The sequence below is a fragment of the Ruegeria sp. HKCCD7251 genome, from assembly GCF_013031165.1.
GTDB lineage: Bacteria > Pseudomonadota > Alphaproteobacteria > Rhodobacterales > Rhodobacteraceae > Ruegeria.
Map to the genome: position 1 here is coordinate 175,766 of NZ_WPZC01000006.1, position 20,418 is coordinate 196,183.

15 protein-coding genes are annotated in these 20,418 nt (G+C 60.7%); 11 read left to right on the forward strand and 4 right to left on the reverse strand.

Features of this window, described 5'->3' with window-relative positions:
* The first annotated feature begins 2 nt into the window (after positions 1-2).
* From GOX75_RS15545 to GOX75_RS15555, 3 genes are all read left to right on the forward strand, one after another.
* Complete coding sequence (locus GOX75_RS15545) at positions 3-1,358, forward strand: formimidoylglutamate deiminase (protein ID WP_171124587.1); 1,356 nt, start codon at positions 3-5, stop codon at positions 1,356-1,358.
* A gap of 25 nt (positions 1,359-1,383) precedes the next feature.
* Positions 1,384-2,088 (forward strand): GntR family transcriptional regulator, encoded by a 705-nt coding sequence (locus tag GOX75_RS15550; RefSeq protein WP_171124589.1) that lies wholly within the window; start codon positions 1,384-1,386, stop codon positions 2,086-2,088.
* A gap of 91 nt (positions 2,089-2,179) precedes the next feature.
* On the forward strand, positions 2,180-3,697 hold the full coding sequence (locus tag GOX75_RS15555) for a malonyl-CoA synthase (RefSeq protein WP_171124591.1): 1,518 nt from the start codon (positions 2,180-2,182) through the stop codon (positions 3,695-3,697).
* On the opposite strand, the gene GOX75_RS15560 is transcribed toward GOX75_RS15555, so the two are convergent.
* From GOX75_RS15560 to GOX75_RS15570, 3 genes are all read right to left on the reverse strand, one after another.
* Positions 3,684-4,415 carry a metallophosphoesterase family protein gene (locus GOX75_RS15560; RefSeq protein ID WP_171124593.1) on the reverse strand — a complete coding sequence of 244 codons (732 nt, stop codon included), beginning with the start codon at positions 4,413-4,415 and terminating at the stop codon, positions 3,684-3,686. The two genes, GOX75_RS15555 and GOX75_RS15560, sit on opposite strands and share 14 nt — an antisense overlap.
* 113 nt (positions 4,416-4,528) lie before the next feature.
* A complete protein-coding gene (serA, locus tag GOX75_RS15565) occupies positions 4,529-6,124 on the reverse strand; it encodes a phosphoglycerate dehydrogenase (RefSeq protein WP_171124595.1) in 1,596 nt (531 codons plus the stop codon).
* Positions 6,125-6,221: 97 nt separating this feature from the next.
* Positions 6,222-7,376: a phosphoserine transaminase gene (locus GOX75_RS15570; protein ID WP_171124597.1), complete on the reverse strand. Its 1,155-nt coding sequence runs from the start codon at positions 7,374-7,376 to the stop codon at positions 6,222-6,224.
* Positions 7,377-7,661: 285 nt separating this feature from the next.
* On the opposite strand from GOX75_RS15570, the gene GOX75_RS15575 reads away from it, so the two are divergent.
* The 8 genes from GOX75_RS15575 (at position 7,662) to GOX75_RS15610 (ending at position 19,317) form a co-directional block, all read left to right on the forward strand.
* The gene (locus GOX75_RS15575; RefSeq protein ID WP_171124599.1) at positions 7,662-8,246 is read left to right on the forward strand and encodes an ANTAR domain-containing response regulator; all 585 of its coding nucleotides are present in this window, start codon (positions 7,662-7,664) and stop codon (positions 8,244-8,246) included.
* On the forward strand, positions 8,243-9,415 hold the full coding sequence (locus tag GOX75_RS15580) for a CmpA/NrtA family ABC transporter substrate-binding protein (protein WP_171124601.1): 1,173 nt from the start codon (positions 8,243-8,245) through the stop codon (positions 9,413-9,415). The genes GOX75_RS15575 and GOX75_RS15580 overlap by 4 nt, the downstream gene beginning before the upstream one ends.
* Positions 9,416-9,687: 272 nt before the next feature.
* Positions 9,688-11,055 carry a CmpA/NrtA family ABC transporter substrate-binding protein gene (locus GOX75_RS15585; protein WP_171124603.1) on the forward strand — a complete coding sequence of 456 codons (1,368 nt, stop codon included), beginning with the start codon at positions 9,688-9,690 and terminating at the stop codon, positions 11,053-11,055.
* Positions 11,056-11,151: 96 nt separating this feature from the next.
* Positions 11,152-12,237 carry an ABC transporter permease gene (locus GOX75_RS15590; RefSeq protein WP_171124606.1) on the forward strand — a complete coding sequence of 362 codons (1,086 nt, stop codon included), beginning with the start codon at positions 11,152-11,154 and terminating at the stop codon, positions 12,235-12,237.
* Positions 12,238-12,242: 5 nt separating this feature from the next.
* Entirely contained in the window at positions 12,243-13,928 is a 1,686-nt protein-coding gene (locus GOX75_RS15595; protein ID WP_171124608.1) for an ABC transporter ATP-binding protein, read from the forward strand.
* A gap of 6 nt (positions 13,929-13,934) precedes the next feature.
* A complete protein-coding gene (gene nirB / locus GOX75_RS15600) occupies positions 13,935-16,367 on the forward strand; it encodes a nitrite reductase large subunit NirB (protein ID WP_171124610.1) in 2,433 nt (810 codons plus the stop codon).
* Entirely contained in the window at positions 16,364-16,696 is a 333-nt protein-coding gene (gene nirD / locus GOX75_RS15605; RefSeq protein ID WP_171124612.1) for a nitrite reductase small subunit NirD, read from the forward strand. The genes nirB and nirD overlap by 4 nt, the downstream gene beginning before the upstream one ends.
* The gene (locus GOX75_RS15610; protein WP_171124614.1) at positions 16,693-19,317 is read left to right on the forward strand and encodes a nitrate reductase; all 2,625 of its coding nucleotides are present in this window, start codon (positions 16,693-16,695) and stop codon (positions 19,315-19,317) included. The genes nirD and GOX75_RS15610 overlap by 4 nt, the downstream gene beginning before the upstream one ends.
* A gap of 2 nt (positions 19,318-19,319) precedes the next feature.
* Here the strand turns inward: GOX75_RS15610 and GOX75_RS15615 are convergent, their stop codons facing one another.
* Positions 19,320-20,411: a Gfo/Idh/MocA family protein gene (locus GOX75_RS15615; protein ID WP_171124616.1), complete on the reverse strand. Its 1,092-nt coding sequence runs from the start codon at positions 20,409-20,411 to the stop codon at positions 19,320-19,322.
* Positions 20,412-20,418: the final 7 nt, after the last annotated feature.

The window sequence follows — 20,418 nt, forward strand, 5'->3', positions numbered from 1 at the left end:
CTATGTCGGTCCATGCCAAAACTGCCTTATTAGGCTCTGATTGGGTCCACGACCTTTGGGTCAAGGTCGAGAATGGCCGGATAACGCAGCTACAAACCGGGGTCGCGGCCAAACCGGATGACGTGCGCGTCGATGTTCTGTTGCCAGCCTTAGCAAACCTGCACAGCCACGCCTTCCAAAGGGCCATGGCAGGCATGACCGAAGTGCGCGCAGCCGGACGCGAAAGCTTTTGGACGTGGCGCACCCTGATGTACCGCTTTCTGGACAGGCTAACCCCGGAACAGATTCAAGCCATTGCAGCATTGGTCTACATGGAGATGCAGGAGGCCGGATACGCGTCGGTGGGTGAGTTTCACTATGTCCACAACCAACCCGGTGGGCAGCCTTACGACTCGCCTTCCGAACTCAGTCAGCGCATCTTTGCCGCCGCAAGTCAGACCGGCATCGGATTGACACATCTGCCGGTGCTCTACACCTATGGTGGCGTGCGGCAGGAGCCTTTGACCGGCGGGCAATTGCGATTTGGCAACTCGACCAATCAGTTTCTGAAACTGGTTGAAGACTGCCAAAAGGCCCTACCCCATGCGGATTCTGTAATCGGGGTCGCACCCCACTCACTGCGTGCAACCACAGTGCAGGACATTCGGGCCGTACTCGACGAGCGGCCAACCGGTCCTGTTCACATGCACATCGCCGAGCAGGTGCAGGAAGTCTCCGCCGTCGAAGCCGCCCTTGGTGACCGTCCATTAAGCTGGCTGCTCAGCAACTTTGACGTGGATAGCCGCTGGTGCCTGATCCATGCCACGCACATGACCGACGAGGAAACACAGCGGCTGGCACGATCCGAGGCCGTGGCAGGGCTGTGCCCAATCACCGAAGCCAACCTTGGGGACGGTATCTTCAACGGGGCGGAGTACATCAGCAATCGTGGGCGGTTCGGGATCGGATCAGACTCAAACATCCGAATCTCACTGTCCGAAGAGCTTCGGATGCTGGAGTATTCGCAACGCCTCCGTGACCGGGCGCGCACCATTATGGTTTCGCCAGAAGGGTCGGTTGGCCACGCCCTTTACACAGGTGCGGCCTGCGGTGGCGCGCAGGCGCTGGCACGTGAGGGAGGGGAAATTGCCGTAGGCAAGTTAGCAGACCTTGTTGCCATCGACCAATCGCACCCGACGCTGTGTGCCTTGCGCGACGGTCAGGTGCTGGACGGCCTGTGTTTTGCAGCCGCCGATGGGCTGGTGACAGATCTGTGGTCGGCAGGGCGCCATATGGTGCGGCAAGGGCGGCACATTCATCGCGATCAGATCATCCCTGCGTACCGGGAAGCGATTGCTGAACTGCTGAGTGAACTCTAAGACAAGGTACCAAACCCGAGGCCACATGACCCAATCCACCGAAAACACCAGCTACAAAGACATCAAGAAAACCGTTCTGGCACGTATTCGGTCCGGTGATTGGCAGCCGGACTCGCTGCTGCCGAATGAATCGGAACTTGCCACCGAGTTTTCGTGCACCCGTACCACCGTCAACCGGGCGCTGAGGGAACTGGCCGAGGAAGGATATCTGGAACGTCGCCGCAAGGCCGGAACGCGGGTCTTGAGCGCACCGCAACGACAGGCGCGCTTCACCATCCCCATGGTGCGGGACGAGGTTGAGGCGTTGGGCGGAACCTATCGCTATGCGCTTGTATCCTGCGATCAGAAAACAGCACCCGACTGGTTGACCGCGCGGCTTGCCCTATCGCCGGGTCGGGACGTCATGCATGTGCGCTGCATGCACTATTCGGGCAACACCCCATTTCAGTACGAGGACCGCTGGATCGTTACCGACAGCGTACCGCAAGTGAAGCAGGCGAATTTTTCGGAGATCGGCCCGAATGAATGGCTGATCCAGACCGTGCCTTTCACCAATGTGGAACTGACCTTTCTGGCCAGTCGCGCCGATGCAGCACTGGCTGATTTTCTGGATGTCGCAGAAGGTGAGCCGGTTTTTACAGGTGAACGCATCACGTGGCTTGAGGGGCGACCGGTTACCTTTGCCAAGATGTATTTTGCAGCCGGGTACCGCATGACCACTCAGTTCTGAGAGGGTCAGGGTTTTCGCAATTTTGACTTTACCGCCCCTGCAATCCAAGCCAGATTCAGAACCGGATATTCCGGCATAAGGGACTGATGGCATGGGCAACCCGCTCTATGATCGCTTGTTTGGCATTCACGCGGGCAAAGACACCCCGTTCCTGCAATTGCCGGGTGGCCAGACACTGACCCATGCCGCGTTTCTGGACATGGCGGCACGGATCGCGAACGCACTGACCGGATATGGCCTGGAGCCCGGAGACCGGGTTGCCGTTCAGGTGGAAAAGTCGCCCGAAGCCTTGGCCGTCTATGCGGCCTGTGCGCAAACCGGATTGGTCTTTCTGCCGCTCAACACGGGGTACACGGTTGGCGAGCTGACCTATTTTATCGAAAACAGCAGCGCGTCGCTGGTCCTGTGCGATCCCCGAAACGAGGCAGACCTTGCGCCAATCGCCCAAGCACAAAATGCGCGGCTTGAAACTCTGAGTTCTGACGGCACAGGCAGCCTTATGCGGCGTGCGCTTGGCATGTTGCCCGCCTTTGAGCCGGTTCGACGGACCGAGGATGACTTGGCGGCTTTCCTTTATACTTCGGGCACGACCGGACGATCCAAGGGGGCGATGCTGTCACAAGCCAACCTGCTGTCCAACGCAGACACTTTGGTGCAGGAATGGCGGTTCACCCGCGACGATGTGCTTTTGCACGCGCTGCCGATCTTTCACACACATGGGCTGTTTGTGGCGACGAACGTGGTGCTGGCATCAGGTGGGTCGATGATATTTCTGCCGAAATTCGATCTGGACGACGTGCTGCGCCTGATGCCGCAGGCCACCTCCATGATGGGCGTCCCGACCTTTTACACGCGCCTGCTGGCCGATGACCGATTTACCGGCGATTTGGCGCAGCACATGCGGCTGTTCATTTCAGGATCGGCCCCCCTGCTTGCAGAAACGCACGAGCGGTTTGAGGCACGCACTGGTCACCGCATTCTTGAACGTTATGGCATGACCGAAACCAACATGAACACGTCCAACCCCTATGACGGGGAACGCCGTGCCGGAACAGTTGGCTTTCCCTTGCCGGATGTCGAGCTCAAGGTCACCGATCCGGACACCGGCGACGCGATGCCTCAGGGTGAAATTGGAATGATCGAGGTGCGCGGCCCCAATGTTTTTCAGGGCTATTGGGGCATGCCGGAAAAGACAGCCGCCGAATTGCGCGACGATGGGTTCTTTATCACGGGTGATCTCGGGCACGTGGACGCGGACGGGTATGTTCATATCGTCGGGCGCGGCAAAGACCTGATAATCTCGGGCGGATATAACGTTTACCCAAAAGAGGTAGAGCTGGTGCTGGATGATCAACCCGGCGTGCTGGAAAGCGCCGTGATCGGCGTACCGCACCCGGATTTTGGCGAAACCGTTCTGGGTATTCTGGTGGTGGAACCGGGCCAAACACCGGATATCGCGTTGATTCAGGCAAATGTGCAAAAAGAACTGGCCCGTTTCAAACATCCGCGCAAGCTTATCGTGCTGGACGAACTGCCCCGCAATACGATGGGAAAAGTTCAGAAAAACATACTGCGGGAAAGGTATCAGGACTTGTTCACACAGGCATAAGCGGCATCCGCCCGCGATCCGTCAAAAGCCAGCACTGCCGCCCTTGGAACACGGCTGACGACAGTGGATGACCGTAGCCAGCACCCGTATCCAGATTGACCCGATTGCCGCAATGTTCAACCTGATCCACCGGCGTATGCCCATGCACGATCAGCCATGGATGCGCATTCATGTCCCTAAGGAATTCGTGCCGAATCCAAACCAGATCATTCTCCGACTGCTGATCCAAGGGCACCCCGGGGCGAATACCGGCATGCACAAACAACAGATCATCTTCCGTGTGGTAAGTCGGCAAGGCATTGATGAAATCAAGATGCGCTTGCGGCACTGCATCACGCGCGCGTTCATAAGCCTGATAGATACGGTCTGTATCGTCGATCATAACCCCGTAAGAGGCCAGGGTCTCGCGCCCACCCAGACGCGGGTGCAACCAGTTGAGCGTGATCGGAAGGTGCGTGTCGGCGATCTCGGCGTCTTGGACGAACCGCGCCATCATCCTGTCGTGGTTTCCTTTGACCATCACCCAGTTCCGCCCTGCGCGCCGACCTTCGATCAATAGGTCAAGCACGCCGCGACTGTTCGGCCCCCGGTCCACGTAATCCCCCAGAAACACGACACGCGCATCGGGACCGCCATCTTTCTCGATCCGCGACAGCGCATCCTGCAGCATATCAAGCTGCCCATGGATATCCCCGACGGCGTAGATTGGTGTCGTCACTGCAATGCCCTTTCTTAGCGCGCCGCGTGTGCGGCCTATGATGGTCAGCGAAAAAAGACAATGCCCGCACTACCTGAGCGCGGGCATTAAATTTGTTGTCCGTTTAAAGATGCTTACGCAACGTCGAATTTCAGCGGCTTGATCTGTGTGAACAGACCGGTTTCCGCCAATTGCGCTCGCGCCTCGGCCGGAACAGGCTCATCCACGTACAGCAAGGCGATGGCCTCGCCCCCGGCCTCGGACCGGCCCAGAGTAAAGTTTGCAATGTTGACGTCGTGGTCGCCCATGGTCCGACCCAGTGCACCGATGATGCCGGGCACGTCCTCGTTGGTGGTGTAGAGCATGTGCGAACCCACCTCGGCGTCGATATTGATGCCTTTGATCTGGATAAAACGCGGCTTACCGTCGCTGAAAACGGTACCACCGATAGACCGCTCGCGCTTTTCTGTCACGACGGTCACTTTGATGTACCCTTCGAAGGCGCCCGATTTGTCCTGATTGGTGGTCGAGATCTTGATCCCCCGTTCTTTGGCTACAACCGGCGCTGAAACCATGTTCACCTCGGGATTGAATTTCTTCATGATCCCGGCCACGACCGAACAGTTCAGAGCCGCCAGGTTCATCTCAGCCGCGACACCGTCATACAGGATGTTGATCGCCTTGATCGGCTCATCCGTCATCTGGCCAATGAAGCTCCCCAGATGCCCGGCCAGTTTGATCCACGGCCCCATGATCTTGGCTTCTTCAGCCGTCACGCTGGGCATGTTCAGCGCGTTTTCCACGGCACCGGTCAGCAGATAGTTCGAGATCTGTTCGGCAACCTGCAGCGCGACGTTCTCCTGCGCCTCGGTCGTTGCAGCACCCAGATGCGGTGTGCAGACCACGTTGGGCAGATTGAACAGCGCGTTTTCCTTGGCTGGTTCTTCGCTGAACACATCAAAGGCCGCGCCCGCAACGTGGCCCGATTGCAGCAGGTCAGCCAGCGCGTCCTCGTCGACCAGACCGCCACGCGCACAGTTCACGATGCGCACGCCCTTCTTGGTCTTGGCCAGGTTCTCACGGCTGAGGATGTTGCGGGTCTGATCCGTCAAAGGCACGTGCAGGGTGATGAAATCGGCCCGCGCCAGCAACTCATCCAGCTCGACCTTTTCGACACCCATCTTTGCGGCTTGCTCTTCGCCCAGATAAGGGTCATAGGCGACCACTTTCATCTTAAGACCCAGCGCGCGTTCACAGACGATCCCGCCAATGTTGCCTGCACCGATGACGCCAAGCGTCTTGTTGGTCAACTCGATCCCCATGAATTTCGACTTTTCCCACTTGCCCGCATGGGTCGAGGTGCTGGCCTCGGGGATTTGCCGCGCCACGGCGAACATCATCGCAATTGCGTGTTCGGCGGTGGTGATCATGTTGCCAAAGGGCGTGTTCATCACGATCACGCCCTTCTTAGACGCCGCTTCCTTGTCGACATTGTCGGTGCCGATCCCGGCACGACCGATGACTTTCAGATTGTCGGCTTTTTCCAGCAGGGTCGGCGTGACCTTGGTGGCCGAACGGATGGCAAGGCCGTCATATTGGCCGATCACCTCGGCCAGCTTGTCCTTGTCCTTGCCCAGATCGGGCATGAAATCCACGTCGATACCGCGATCGCGTAAGATCTGCACGGCTGTTTCGCTGAGCTTGTCAGATACGAGTACTTTGGGGGCCATATTCTCTGGTCCTTTAAAAAGTTTTACGGGTGGCGGGCTGAAGCCCGCCCTACGTTGAGAGGGGGTGTAGGCCGGGCTTCAGCCCGGCACTTGCGGTTCAGGCAGCCTCAGACTGTGCCGCGATCTCGGCTTCAAAGGCCCAGGCCAGCCACGGCAGCATCGCTTCGATATCCGAGGACTCGACAGTACCGCCGCACCAAATCCGCAGGCCCGCAGGCGCGTCGCGATAGGCACCGATGTCCAAGGCGATATTCTCGGCCTCAAGCCGCTTGGCCACGGCTTTCGCAAAAGCTGCACCGTCCTGAATGCGCCCATCTGTGAATTTCAGGCAGACCGAGGTGTTTGACTGCGTCGCCAAGTCTTCGGCCAGATTGGCGATCCAATCGTTCTGGTCGCAGAAGGCGTGCACTGCACCCGCATTGGCATTGGCGCGGGCGATCAACCCTTGCAGGCCGCCAACTGAACGCGCCCAGTCCAGCGCGAACAGGTAATCCTCGACCGCCAGCATCGAAGGCGTGTTGATCGTAGCCCCTGTAAAGATACCGTCGATCAGCTTGCCACCCTTGGTCAGGCGGAAAATCTTCGGCAGAGGCCATGCGGGGGTGTAGCTTTCAAGCCGTTCTACCGCGCGCGGGCTGAGGATCAGCATCCCGTGCGCAGCCTCGCCACCCAGCACCTTTTGCCAGCTAAAGGTAGTCACATCCAGCTTGTCCCACGGCAGGTCCATCGCAAAGGCAGCCGAGGTTGCATCACAGATCGTCAGACCCTGACGATCATCCGCGATCCAGTCGCCATTGGGCACCCGCACGCCCGAGGTCGTGCCATTCCACGTAAACACCACGTCATTGGCGAAATCGACCGAAGTCAGATCGACAATCTGTCCATATTCGGCGGTCTTCACCTCAGCGTCGATCTTCAGCTGCTTAACCACGTCGGTAACCCAACCGGCGCCAAAGCTTTCCCACGCCAGCATTTCGACCTTGCGTTCACCCAAAAGCGACCACATCGCCATCTCGACCGCGCCTGTGTCGGATGCGGGTACGATGCCGATCTTGTAATCCGCCGGAATGCCCAGCACCTCGCGCGTGCCTTCGATGGCCGCCTTCAGCTTATCCTTGCCAACGGCGGCACGGTGCGACCGGCCCAGCGCGGCATCGGCCAGTTTAGTCAGATCAAATGTCGGAGGTTTGGCGCAGGGGCCCGAGGAAAAACGCGGATTGGCCGGCCGCGTGACCGGTTGTTCAATGCTCATGTGTATTACCCTTCCAGATACACGCCCCTCGTTGGGGAGGGGTGTCCCGCCGCCACACCTAGAAAGCCCGCCGCGCTGCAGCAAGCGGAAAAGACGCTTCAAAGTCGGAAAACGACATTCAATTTCGCCCGATCCGCAGTCATGAGTTTCCGATAGGCGAAAGATTTGCAGTCCGTTAACGCGACTCGGTGAGCTTTTGACTAATTTTTAGGCAGCTCCCCTCGGACCGCAACGGAAAGGGCCCGGAACACTTGTGATCATTCTGAAGCACAGTGAAAAGGTCCCATGCCCGATACCCTGACCATTGTCGTTGTTGAAGAAGACCGCGAGCGTGCGATTGCCATCGTCGACGCGCTCAAGTCGTCCGGGGCTTATGATGTGCATGTGATCGGCAATGTCTCCAGCCTTGCGCGCAAGATAGCCGCGCTGGTGCCCGATGTGGTGCTGATCGACATCGACAACCCGACCCGTGACATGCTTGAGGAGCTGACGCTGGCATCCGGCCCGCTGGAACGGCCCGTGGCCATGTTCGTGTCGGGCGCTGCCGGTGATCTGGCCTCGACCGCGATCGAGGCTGGGTTGTCAGCCTATGTGGTCGACGGGATGCAGCCGGACCGCTTGAAGCCCGTGCTGGACGCCGCCATCGCGCGGTTCCAGATCGTGCGCCAGATGCGCCGTGAACTGGCCGAGACCAAGCGCGCGCTGGAAGAACGCAAAGTAATCGACCGCGCCAAGGGCCTGCTGATGAAGGCGCGCGGGGTTGAAGAAGAAGAGGCTTATGCCCTGCTGCGCAAAGCCGCGATGGATCAGGGCCGCCGCGTCGCCGATGTGGCCGAGGCGCTGGTCACAGCCTCGGGGCTATTGTCATGAACGCCGTGACCCTGCCCGTTGCTTATGTTCCACTGGTGGACGCCGCCCCCCTGATCGTGGCGCATGAAATGGGCCTGGCCCGCGCCGAAGGGGTCGAGCTGGACCTGATCGCAGCGCCTTCTTGGTCGTCGGTGCGCGATATGCTGGCCTTTGGGCGGGTTGATGCGGCGCACCTGCTGTCGCCGGTTCCCGTTGCGATGGCATTGGGGCTGGGCGGGGTGACGCAGCCTTTGTCCGCTGTGTCGGTCCTGTCGGTAAATGGAGATGTCATCGGCGTCAGCCGCGCATTGGAGACCCGCCTGCGCGACACGGGATACGGGTTCGATTTCCGCGATCCGTTCAAGGCGGCCGCAACGCTGGCCTCGGTCGCGGACGGGCCACTGGTTTTTGGCGTGCCCTTCCCTTTTTCGCTGCATGTGGAACTGCTGCATTGCTGGCTTGAAGCCACCGAACTGTCCAAAATCGCTGTCGAGGTGCGCACCATCCCGCCACCGCTGATGGCGCAGGCCTTAGCCGAAGGCGATGTAGATGCGTTCTGCGTGGGGGAACCCTGGGGCTCGGTCGCGGTGGAATCGCAGGCAGGGGCGTTACTGCTGCCCGGTCAGGCGATCTGGGCCTTTGCGCCGGAAAAGGTGCTGGCCGTGCGCACCGACTGGGCGGATACCGAGCCGCACCTGCTGGGCAAGCTGATGCGGGCCGTCTGGCGCGCCGGGCGTTGGTTGGATCAGCCGGGCAGTCACACCGCCGCCGCCGAAATCCTTGCGCGCGATACCTATCTGAACCTGCCCTCGGAACTGATCGACCGGGCGCTGTCGGGTCGGTTCACGATCACCGGGCATGCCGAGCAGCGCGAGGTGCCGGGGTTTGTCGAGTTTCACGACGGGGCCGCGAATTTCCCGTGGCGCAGTCAGGCCAAGTGGATCGCGCATCGTCTGGCTCAGAGATACGGTCTGGATCCCCATCTGGCGCTGGCGCAGGCAGGCAGCGTGTTCCGCAGCGATATCTACCGCGATCAGATGGTCGGGCTGGGCGCCGATCTGCCCGGTGCGTCGGAAAAGCTGGAAGGCGCGATTCGCGGCACCACGCCCGTTGCATCCCATAACGGACAGCTATCGCTGAAACGGGATGCGTTTCTGGACGGGCGCATTTTTGACCCACAGGATTTCTGACGCCCAAGAATTAGGCAGAACCGCGCCCCATAGTGCGCAATCGCAGCATTTAACGCCGCGTCGCAGCAAAATCACTTGAACGGCACCGGCGCATTTACCACTGTGAGCCCATCGGTACGCAATGGCGTGTGCCGCAAGAATTCCTCCCAAAGTTTGGGAACGACTGAGCAAAGCCGCTCACACTCTGACCACTCCTCCCGGTCAGAGCGTGCAGCGGCTTTTTGTTTTTCACCCCTCCCGGATGGCCGGGACCAAAAAAGGGACAGACCCACATGAAGAAATTGCTTGCAGGCCTTGTCGCCACCACCGCCCTGCTTAGCCCGGCGCTGGCTGAAACGCTGGAGCTGGAAAAGGACGAACTGACCTTTGGCTTTATCAAACTGACCGACATGGCCCCGCTGGCAGTGGCTTATGAGAACGGGTACTTTCTGGATGAGGGCCTGTTCGTCACGCTGGAAGCGCAGGCCAACTGGAAAGTGCTGCTGGACGGTGTGATTGACGGGCAACTGGACGGCGCGCATATGCTGGCCGGTCAACCGCTGGCCGCAACGATCGGTTATGGCACCGAGGCGCATATCATCACCCCCTTCTCGATGGACTTGAACGGCAACGGCATCACCGTTTCGAACGAGGTCTGGGAAGAGATGAAGCCCAATATCCCGAAAATGGACGATGGCCGCCCGCAGCACCCGATTTCGGCCGAGGCTCTGGCCCCGGTGGTCGAGAAATACAAATCCGAAGGCAAGCCCTTTAACATGGGCATGGTTTTCCCGGTATCGACCCACAACTACGAACTGCGCTACTGGTTGGCGGCAGGTGGTCTGCACCCCGGTTACTACAGCCCTGAAAACGTGACCGGTCAGATTGGCGCGGATGTATTCCTGTCGGTGACGCCTCCGCCGCAGATGCCCGCCACTTTGGAGGCAGGCACCATCTACGGCTATTGCGTTGGTGAGCCGTGGAACCAGCAGGCCGTGTTCAAAGGCATCGGCGTACCGGTCATCACCGATTACGAGCTGTGGAAGAACAACCCCGAAAAGGTTTTCGGCATTAATGCCGAGTTCGCCGAGCAGTACCCCAACACCACCCGCGCCGTCACCAAAGCTCTGATCCGCGCCGCGATGTGGCTGGATGAAAACGATAACGCCAACCGCCCCGCTGCGGTCGAGATGTTGAGCCAGCCGGAATATGTGGGCGCGGATTATGACGTGATCGCGAACTCGATGACAGGCACGTTTGAATACGAGAAGGGTGACAAACGTGAAGTGCCCGATTTCAACGTGTTCTTCCGCTATAACGCGACCTACCCGTTTTATTCGGACGCCATCTGGTACCTGACCCAGATGCGCCGCTGGGGCCAGATCGCCGAGCCGCAGACCGATGCGTGGTATGACGAGGTCGCCAAGTCCGTCTATCGCCCCGACATCTATCTGGACGCTGCGAAAATGCTGGTCGACGAAGGCTTGGCCAACGAAGCCGATTTCCCCTGGGACAGCGATGGCTACAAAGCCCCCACGCCTGCCGAGGATATCATCGACGGCATTCCCTATGACGCCCGCCAGCCCAACGCCTATCTGCAAAGCCTGCCGATCGGCCTGAAGGGTGAGCAGGTCGTCATCGGCACCGAAGTTCAGGGTTAACGCCCCCTCGCCCCGGCCCGTTTGGCCGGGGCTTCCCCTTCCAAACAGAATTCCACCCCCGCCTGGCGCTGATCGACCGGGCCAGGAGACCGCAAGATGACAGCCATCAACCACGATACGCTATCCGCTGATGCTGAACGCGAGGCCCGCCGCGCCCGCCTGTTCACCCGGATCAACGCCGCCGATAAATGGTTTCAGGTTCTGGGCCTGGCCTGGATCACCCCGATCCTCAAGGCTGGCGCAGGCGACAACCCGCGCGCCCAGATGGGCGAGATTTGGCGCCTGCTGGTCGTACCGCTGCTGGCCATCTTCGCCTTCCTGCTGATGTGGGGCACGCTGGCCCCCAAGGTGCAGACCTCGCTGGGGGCCGTCCCCGGCCCGGCGCAGGTCTGGTCCGAAGCCGTCAGCCTGCATCAGGACGCGCAGGCCAAGGCCGCCAAAAAGGCCAAGTTCGAGGCGATGGTCGAAAAGCGTAACCAGAAGTTCATAGACGCAGGCCAGCCTGAAAAGGTCAAAGAGGTCGCCTATACCGGCGCGCCCAGCTATTACACACAGATCTGGACCTCGATCAAAACCGTGTTCTTCGGCTTTCTGATCGCAACTATCGTGGCCGTTCCGCTGGGTATCGCTGCGGGTCTGTCGCCCACCGCAAATGCGGCGCTGAACCCGCTGATCCAAATCTTCAAACCGGTCTCGCCGCTGGCCTGGCTGCCCATCGTGACCATGATCGTCTCGGCCGTTTACGTCACCAATGACGGCTGGTTCGCGAAGTCCTTCCTGATCTCGGCCATCACTGTCACGCTGTGTTCGCTGTGGCCCACGCTGATCAACACCTCGCTGGGTGTGGCGTCAATCGACAAGGACTTGGTCAACGTCTCAAAAGTTCTGAAAATGAACACCTATACCAAGATCACCAAGCTGGTGCTGCCCTCGGCCCTTCCACTGATCTTCACCGGCCTGCGTCTGAGCTTGGGCGTTGGCTGGATGGTCCTGATCGCGGCCGAGATGCTGGCGCAGAACCCCGGTCTCGGCAAGTTTGTCTGGGATGAGTTCCAGAACGGCTCCTCCAGCTCGCTCGCCAAGATCATGGTGGCTGTCTTTACCATCGGCATCATCGGCTTCCTGCTGGATCGCGTGATGTATGCGTTGCAGTCGCTGTTTACCTTCTCGAACAACCGGTGACCGATATGGCTGTGATCGACTTCAAGAATGTCAGCAAATCTTTCGGTACCGGCACCGCTGCGACGGATGTACTGAAAGACATCAACCTCTCGGTTCAGGAAGGTGAGTTCGTGGTGCTGCTGGGCTTTTCCGGCACCGGCAAGACCACACTGATCAACCTGATGGCGGGGATCGAATTCCCCACCAAGGGCAGCGTCACCTTCCGCGACAAAGCCATCACCGGCCCCGCGCCGGAACGGGGGGTGATCTTCCAGAACTACTCGCTGATGCCGTGGCTGACGGTGACGGGCAATGTGCGGCTGGCAGTGGATGCGGTTTTTACCAAGATGCCCAAACCTGAAAAAGAGGAAAAGGTTGCCCATTACATCCGCATGGTGGGCCTGAGCCACGCCGCCGGTCGTCGCCCCGCCGAATTGTCGGGCGGGATGCGTCAGCGGGTGAACGTGGCCCGCGCGCTGGCGATGGACCCCGAGTTGCTGCTGCTGGACGAACCCCTGTCGGCGCTGGATGCCCTAACCCGAGGCAATCTGGCGGAAGAAATCGAAAAGATATGGGAGTCCGACCGCAAGACCTGTGTCCTGATCACCAATGACGTGGACGAGGCGATCCTGCTGGCCGACCGCATCATCCCGCTGAACCCCGATGGCACGCTGGGGACCGAATTCAAGGTCTCGATCCCGCGCCCGCGCGACCGGTCGGCGATGAATCATGACGAGACGTTCAAGGCCCTGCGCGGCGAGGTCACGAAATACCTGATGGATGTAGGGATCGAGGCCAAGGTCGAAGGCACCAAGACCCTGCCCGACGTGACCCCGATCCATGGTGTTCCGGCTGCGGTGAAGGAGGCACAGTCGGGTCTGATCGACGAGCGCTATCTGGATTTCAGCCAGCTGCACAAGGTCTACCCCACGCCCAAAGGCCCGCTGACCGTGGTCGAGGATTTCAACCTGAAACTTAACCGAGGCGAGTTCATCTCGCTGATCGGCCACTCGGGCTGTGGCAAGTCCACGGTGCTGACCATGGCCGCAGGTCTGAACGAAATCTCCAAGGGTGCGATCAAGCTGGACGGCCGCCACGTCGAAGGCGCGGACCCAGAACGCGCCGTGGTGTTCCAGTCGCCCTCGCTGTTCCCATGGCTGACCGCCAAGGAAAACGTCTCGGTCGGTGTGGACCGTGTGTACCCGCGCGCCAGCCAGGCCGAGCGGCAGGATGTGGTGGAATACTATCTGGAACGGGTCGGTCTGGCCGACGCGATGGACAAATCCGCCGCCGATATGTCGAACGGGATGCGCCAGCGTGTTGGCATTGCACGCGCCTTTGCCCTGTCGCCGAAACTGCTGCTGCTGGATGAACCCTTCGGGATGCTCGACAGCCTCACCCGGTGGGAACTGCAAGAGGTTCTGATGGAGGTCTGGTCGCGGACCAAAGTGACCACCATCTGCGTCACCCACGATGTGGACGAAGCCATCCTGCTGGCCGACCGCGTGGTGATGATGACGAACGGCCCGCAGGCCACCATCGGCAAGATCACCAATGTCGACCTGCCGCGCCCGCGCACCCGCAAAGCGCTGCTGGCCCATCCTGATTACTACGAATACCGGCAAGAGGTTTTGGATTTCCTCGAGGAATACGAGCACGGCGCAAAGCCCAAGCCCAAATCCCCTGCCCCCAAAGCCATTGCCGCGGAGTGAACTGATATGAAACAGAAATTGGTTGTCATCGGAGCCGGCATGGCCTCGGGCCGGGTGCTGGAGCACCTGACCGACGCTGCCCCCGATGCGTTCGACATCACCCTGTTCAACGCCGAGCCACGCGGGAACTACAACCGCATCATGCTGAGCCCAGTTCTCGCAGGCGATCAGACCTATGAAGAGATCGTCACCCATGACGACACTTGGTACGCAGAGCGCGGCATCACCTGCCGGTTTGGCGAGAAGGTCGTCAAAATCGACCGCGACCTGAAAGTGGTCGAAGGCGAAAACGGTCACGTTCCCTATGACAAACTGATCTTCGGCACCGGGTCGAACCCCTTCATGATCCCGATGCCGGGGCACGACCTGGACGGCGTGATCGCCTATCGCGATCTGGAAGACACCGAACAGATGATGGGCATGGGCACGGGCAACAAGGTCGTCGTGATTGGCGGCGGCTTGCTGGGGCTTGAGGCCGCCGCAGGCATGGCCGCGCGCGGCGCTGACGTGACCGTGGTGCATATCATGGGTCACCTGATGGAGCGTCAACTGGACCCTGCCGCAGGGTATCTGCTGAAGAAATCGCTGGAAGAAAAAGGCATCACCGTTCTGCTGAATGCCAAATCGACCGAGATCGCGGGCAAGGATGGCAAGGCCCGGGCGCTGCTGTTGGAGGACGGCACGGAATTGCCCTGCGACCTGTTGGTGATGGCTGTGGGCATCCGCCCCAACACCGCGCTGGCGCAGGAAACGGGCCTTGCCGTGGGTCGGGGTATTCATGTCGATGACCAAATGATCACCTCGGACGCCGATGTCTATGCCGTAGGCGAATGCGTCGAGCATCAGGGCGAGGTCTTTGGCCTTGTCGCGCCGCTCTACGATCAGGCCAAGGTGCTGGCGCAGACCCTGCTGGGCGAGGACGCAGCGTTCAAACAACGTTCGCTCTCGACCAAGCTGAAGGTCACCGGCTGTGATTTGTTCAGCGCCGGAGATTTTGCCGAGGGCGAGACCCGCGAAGACATCGTGTTCCGCGACCCGGCGCGCGGCGTTTACAAACGGCTGGTGCTGGAAGGTGACAAGCTGGTCGGCGCGGTCATGTATGGCGACACCGGTGACAGCAACTGGTTCTTCGGCCTGATCCGCAATGGCGAGGACGTATCCGAGATGCGTGAGACGCTGATCTTTGGCCCGGCCTATCAGGGGGGCGGCTCTGCGGACCCTCTCTCAGCCGTTGCAGCATTGCCGCCTGAGGCGGAAATCTGTGGCTGCAACGGCGTTTGCAAATCCGACATCACCACAGCCATTGCAGATGGCGCAACCGATCTGGGCGCGATCCGCGCGACCACCAAGGCCAGCGCCTCTTGCGGGACGTGCACCGGACTGGTCGAACAATTGCTTCAGGTCACACTGGGCGATGACTTCCAGATGCCCACCGCCCAACCGATCTGCGGTTGCTGCGACCTGACCCACGAAGACATCCGCCGCCTGATCAAATCGCAAGAGTTGAAAAATCAGGAAGCCGTCTGGCAGGAGCTGGGCTGGAAGACGCTGAACGGTTGCCATGTCTGCCGCCCGGCGGTGAACTACTACCTGCTGGCCGACTGGCCAGTGGAATATCAGGACGACCCGCAAAGCCGTTTCGTCAACGAACGCAAACACGCCAACATTCAAAAGGACGGCACATTCAGCGTCGTGCCCCGTATGTGGGGTGGCATCACCAACCCGGCAGAACTGCGTGCCATCGCAGATGCGGCCGAGAAGTACGATGTTCCCACGGTCAAAGTCACCGGCGGGCAGCGTATCGACCTGCTGGGCGTGAAAGGCACGGACCTGCCCTATATCTGGTCCGATCTGAACAAGGCCGGGCTGGTCTCGGGCCACGCGTACTCCAAGGGTCTGCGCACGGTGAAAACCTGTGTCGGCACCGATCACTGCCGGTTCGGGACACAGGACAGCACTGGGCTGGGCGTGAAGCTAGAGAAGATCCTCTGGGGCTCTTGGACGCCGCACAAGCTGAAGCTAGCGGTTTCGGGTTGCCCGCGTAACTGTGCCGAGGCGACGTGCAAGGATATCGGCGTGGTCTGTGTCGACAGTGGCTATCAGATCAGCATTGGCGGTGCCGCTGGCATGGACGTCAAGGAAACCGAGTTGCTGGTTCAGGTGCCCACTGAGGATGAGGCGATCGAGGTCGTCATGGCCGTCACTCAGGCCTATCGCGAGGGCGGCAAGTATCTGGACCGCCTGTATAAATGGATGGCGAAGGTCGGCCTCGACTGGATCAAGGAAACCGTGGTGGATGACCTCGACAACCGCCGCGCACTGGTCGAGCGGTTTGAACTCAGCCAATCCATCTATCGCAAAGACCCGTGGGCAGAACACGCCAAAGAAGCCCAACGCTTTGCGCCTATCGCCGATCTGACATTGGAGGCCGCAGAATGAGCTGGATCGACATCGGACATATCGACGACATCCCCCTGCGCGGCGCACGCGTGGTGAAAACGCCCGTTGGCTGCGTTGCCCTGTTCCGCACGGCTGAGGACGAAGTCTTTGCCGCTTCGGACACCTGCCCGCACAAGGGCGGCCCCCTGTCAGAGGGCATCGTGCATGGGCAATCCGTCACTTGCCCGCTGCACAATTGGGTGTTCGACCTGAACTCAGGGCAGGCGCAGGGCGCGGATGAAGGCCAGATCGCCACTTATTCGGTACAGTTGGACGGCGAACGCATCCTGCTGGACAGCACCTCATTGGGGCAAAGGAGCGCCGCGTGAAAGACCTGAGTGCCTGCGCCACTCGCTCAACCTGCCCCTATTGCGGGGTGGGTTGCGGTGTTCTGCTGCAACCGGATGGCGTGGGGGGCCTGACCGTCACCGGCGACCCGGATCACCCGGCCAATCAGGGGCGGCTGTGTTCCAAGGGTTCGGCCTTGGCCGAAACGGTGGGCCTGTCGCAACGGCTGCTGTCGCCCGTAGTCTCGGGCGAGCAGACCGGCTGGGACGATGCCCTGCAACTGGTCGCCGACCGCTTCCGCGACACCATCGCTGAACACGGGCCGGATTCGGTGGCTTTCTATGTCTCGGGCCAGTTGCTGACCGAAGATTACTATGTCGCCAACAAGCTGATGAAAGGCTTTATCGGCTCGGCCAATATCGACACGAATTCGCGGCTGTGCATGGCATCGACCGTTGCGGGCCACAAACGCGCCTTTGGCACCGACACTGTACCCGGCACATATGAAGATCTGGATGAGTCCGATCTGGTCGTGCTGGTCGGGTCCAATCTGGCCTGGTGCCACCCGGTTCTGTATCAGCGCCTGATGGCGGCGCGGCAGGCGCGCGGGACCAGGATCATCGTGATAGACCCGCGCCGCACGGCGTCTTGTGACAGCGCCGACCTGCACCTGCCCTTGGCGGCGGGCAGCGACGTGGCGCTGTTCAATCACCTGCTGACACAGATCGACGCCGCTGGGCTTGTGGATACGGATTTCCTGACCCACACCACCGGCATTCAGGCGGCGCTGGACAGCGCGCAGGCCGATGACGTCTCAGTCACAGAATTGAACCCCGACGATATCGCGCAGTTCTGTCAGATGTGGATGGGCACCGAAAAGGTCGTGACGATCTTCAGTCAGGGCGTGAACCAATCCAGCGCGGGTAGTGACAAGGTCAACGCGATCCTGAACTGCCATCTGGCCACGGGGCGCATCGGCAAGCCCGGGTGCGGCCCGCTGTCAGTCACCGGTCAACCCAACGCCATGGGCGGGCGCGAGGTCGGCGGGCTGGCCAATATGCTCGCCTGTCATCTGGATATCGAAAACGCCGATCACCGCGCCGCCGTGCGTGATTTTTGGTCGGCCCCGACCATGCCCGAGGCTCCGGGCCTCAAAGCCGTCGACCTGTTCCGCGCCGTGTGCGACGGCCGCATCAAGGCGCTGTGGGTGATCCATACAAACCCCGTGGTGTCGATGCCCGAGGCCAACGCAGTGCGCGACGCCATCGCCGCCTGTCCGTTCACCGTGGTCTCGGACATCACGGCGCGTACCGATACGGCGCGACTGGCCGATGTGCTGCTGCCCGCCGCCGCATGGGCCGAGAAAGACGGCACCGTCACCAATTCCGACCGCACGATCAGCCGACAACGCTCGGTCTTGCCTGCACCCGGACAGGCCCGCGCGGATTGGGACATTCTGGCCGAGGTCGGACGTCGGATGGGTTGGGCCTCGGCTTTTGATTACCAAACGCCCGGAGAGATTTTCCGCGAATACGCCACGCTGTCTGGTGTGGCTGCCAAGTTCGGGCGCGATTTCGACATCTCGGGCCTTAGCGATCTGGACGCGGCGGGCTATGACGCTCTGGAGCCGACGCGCTGGCCCATTACCGCCAACCGGCAGGGCGGGCGGTTTTTTGCGGATGGGCAGTTCTATCATCCTGACGGCAAAGCCCGGCTGCTGCCGGTCACATGGCGCGCGCCTGCGGCCAAGACCGAACCACGCTATCCGTTCTGGCTGAATACCGGGCGACTACGCGATCAGTGGCACACGATGACCCGCACTGGCCTGTCCGCGCGCCTGTCCGCGCACCTGCCCGAACCGTTTCTGGACATCCACCCCGACGATGCGCGCGACAAGGGAATAGACCCCGCCGATTTGGTGCAGGTTTCCAGCCCGCATGGTACATCCATCCTGCGGGCGCGGATCACTCGTGATGTCACCAAAGGGCAGGTGTTTGCGCCCATCCACTGGACAGGGGAAACCGCTCCTTCGGCCCGGATCGACACTGTGGTTGCGGCGGCGACGGACCCAGTATCGGGGCAACCCGAAAGCAAAGCGTCCGTGGTGAACATCACCCGGTTCAACGCCAAATGGTATGGGTTTGCGGTGTCGGATCGTGAAATGACGCCTGCGTGCGAATATTGGGCGCAAACACCCACCAAATCCGGCTACCGCGCGGAATTGGCAGGGTCCGAGAGCGTCAGAGATTGGCAAACTGCCGCGCGCAACCTGTTTGGGCTGCCTGGCGCCGACGTCACACTGCTTGAGGACCCGGCACGCAATTTGGCGAGGCTTGCGTTTCACGAAAACGGGCGTCTGGTGGCGGCCTTGTTCGTCGCACCTGAACCGGTGGCCGTGATGCGCGACTATCTGGCGACGCTGCCGCAGGTCCCCGACCTGTTGTCTGGTCGTGCACCTGCGGACCGGCCCGACCCCGGCCCGGTACTGTGTTCCTGTTTCGACGTAGGCGTGAACACCATCCTCACCGCCGTCGAAACCAAAGGTCTGATGACCGTCGAAGCCATTGGCGACGCGTTGCAGGCCGGAACCAATTGCGGATCATGCCGCCCGGAACTGGCAAGCCTGCTGGCGTCAGCGCACCAGAAAGAGGCCGCCCAGTAACCCTAGAAGCGCACAGACTCGCCAGTCTCCAACGCCTGCTGCGCGGCCAGACCAATGCGCACGGCCCACATCCCGTCCTGCAAGGTTACCTCGGGGACGGGCTTTTCACCGCGCAGGACGGCCAGAAAGCCTTGATGCTGGTAAAAGGTGGATCCGTTATGATCACCCGCCGCCAGAAGGCGCGGATCGACGGGGATGTCCTTGGCGACCGGCCCCTTGGGCGCGCGCGGGCTGACAATCAGTTGCGGCACCGGCGCATCGCCCAGATGCTCGGGCCAGAAACGGCCCGGCCCGGGCACCAACGCTTCGATCTTGGCATCCGGACCAACCGCTGAGATTTCTTCCTGATACCGCGCGCCTTCAGCGAACATACACAGTTCCAACATCGCCCGCGCGCCCGAGGCGAAGTCGACCATGACGTAGCCGTGGTCCAGAATGTCGGGTGTTTCGCCGTCGTAAGCCTCGTCCAGATGATTGACGGCTTGCCCACCGCTGGCCGTTACACGCACCGGGTCCGATTGCAGGATCAGACGCATGAGGTCGAAGAAGTGGCAGCATTTTTCGACAAACGTGCCGCCCGTATTGCGGTTGAAGCGGTTCCAGTTGCCGACCTTTTCCAGAAATGGAAAGCGGTGTTCCCTGATGGTCAGCATTTTGACCCCGCCGGTCACCTGCGCCTCGTCAATCAGGGCAGCGATGGGCGGCATATAACGATACTCCATCGCCACCCAGATCGGATGGGGGTAATCGCGCTGGATGGCCTCTAATCGCGCCTTATCCGACGGGTCCGTGAACAGGGGTTTTTCCACCAGCAAGGGCAAAGGCCGCGCCCGCGCGATCTGTTCGATCTGATCCACGTGCAAGTGATTTGGGCTGGCGATAACAATGCAATCCAGATCCTCCACGGCAAGCAGGTCTTCGACCGACGCCACCATCTGCGCACTGGGCGCAATCGCTTGCGCCGTTTTGGCCATCTCGGCGTCGGGTTCGAAAATCGCCGATACCTGCGTGCCCTCTAGCAACGCGATATTGTGCAGGTGTTCCTGCCCCATCATGCCGCATCCGATCAGCCCGTAATGGATGGTCCGGGTCATGCACGTT

Bases quoted from the DNA above. Each gene is read 5' to 3' on its own strand.
- GOX75_RS15595 (WP_171124608.1), top strand. From the start codon at position 12,243: ATGGCTGTGATCGACTTCAAGAATGTCAGCAAATCTTTCGGTACCGGC.
- GOX75_RS15555 (WP_171124591.1), top strand. From the start codon at position 2,180: ATGGGCAACCCGCTCTATGATCGCTTGTTTGGCATTCACGCGGGCAAA.
- GOX75_RS15585 (WP_171124603.1), top strand. From the start codon at position 9,688: ATGAAGAAATTGCTTGCAGGCCTTGTCGCCACCACCGCCCTGCTTAGC.
- GOX75_RS15590 (WP_171124606.1), top strand. From the start codon at position 11,152: ATGACAGCCATCAACCACGATACGCTATCCGCTGATGCTGAACGCGAG.
- nirD (WP_171124612.1), top strand. From the start codon at position 16,364: ATGAGCTGGATCGACATCGGACATATCGACGACATCCCCCTGCGCGGC.
- nirB (WP_171124610.1), top strand. From the start codon at position 13,935: ATGAAACAGAAATTGGTTGTCATCGGAGCCGGCATGGCCTCGGGCCGG.
- serA (WP_171124595.1), bottom strand. From the start codon at position 6,124: ATGGCCCCCAAAGTACTCGTATCTGACAAGCTCAGCGAAACAGCCGTG.
- GOX75_RS15550 (WP_171124589.1), top strand. From the start codon at position 1,384: ATGACCCAATCCACCGAAAACACCAGCTACAAAGACATCAAGAAAACC.
- GOX75_RS15570 (WP_171124597.1), bottom strand. From the start codon at position 7,376: ATGAGCATTGAACAACCGGTCACGCGGCCGGCCAATCCGCGTTTTTCC.
- GOX75_RS15545 (WP_171124587.1), top strand. From the start codon at position 3: ATGTCGGTCCATGCCAAAACTGCCTTATTAGGCTCTGATTGGGTCCAC.
- GOX75_RS15575 (WP_171124599.1), top strand. From the start codon at position 7,662: ATGCCCGATACCCTGACCATTGTCGTTGTTGAAGAAGACCGCGAGCGT.
- GOX75_RS15580 (WP_171124601.1), top strand. From the start codon at position 8,243: ATGAACGCCGTGACCCTGCCCGTTGCTTATGTTCCACTGGTGGACGCC.
- GOX75_RS15615 (WP_171124616.1), bottom strand. From the start codon at position 20,411: ATGACCCGGACCATCCATTACGGGCTGATCGGATGCGGCATGATGGGG.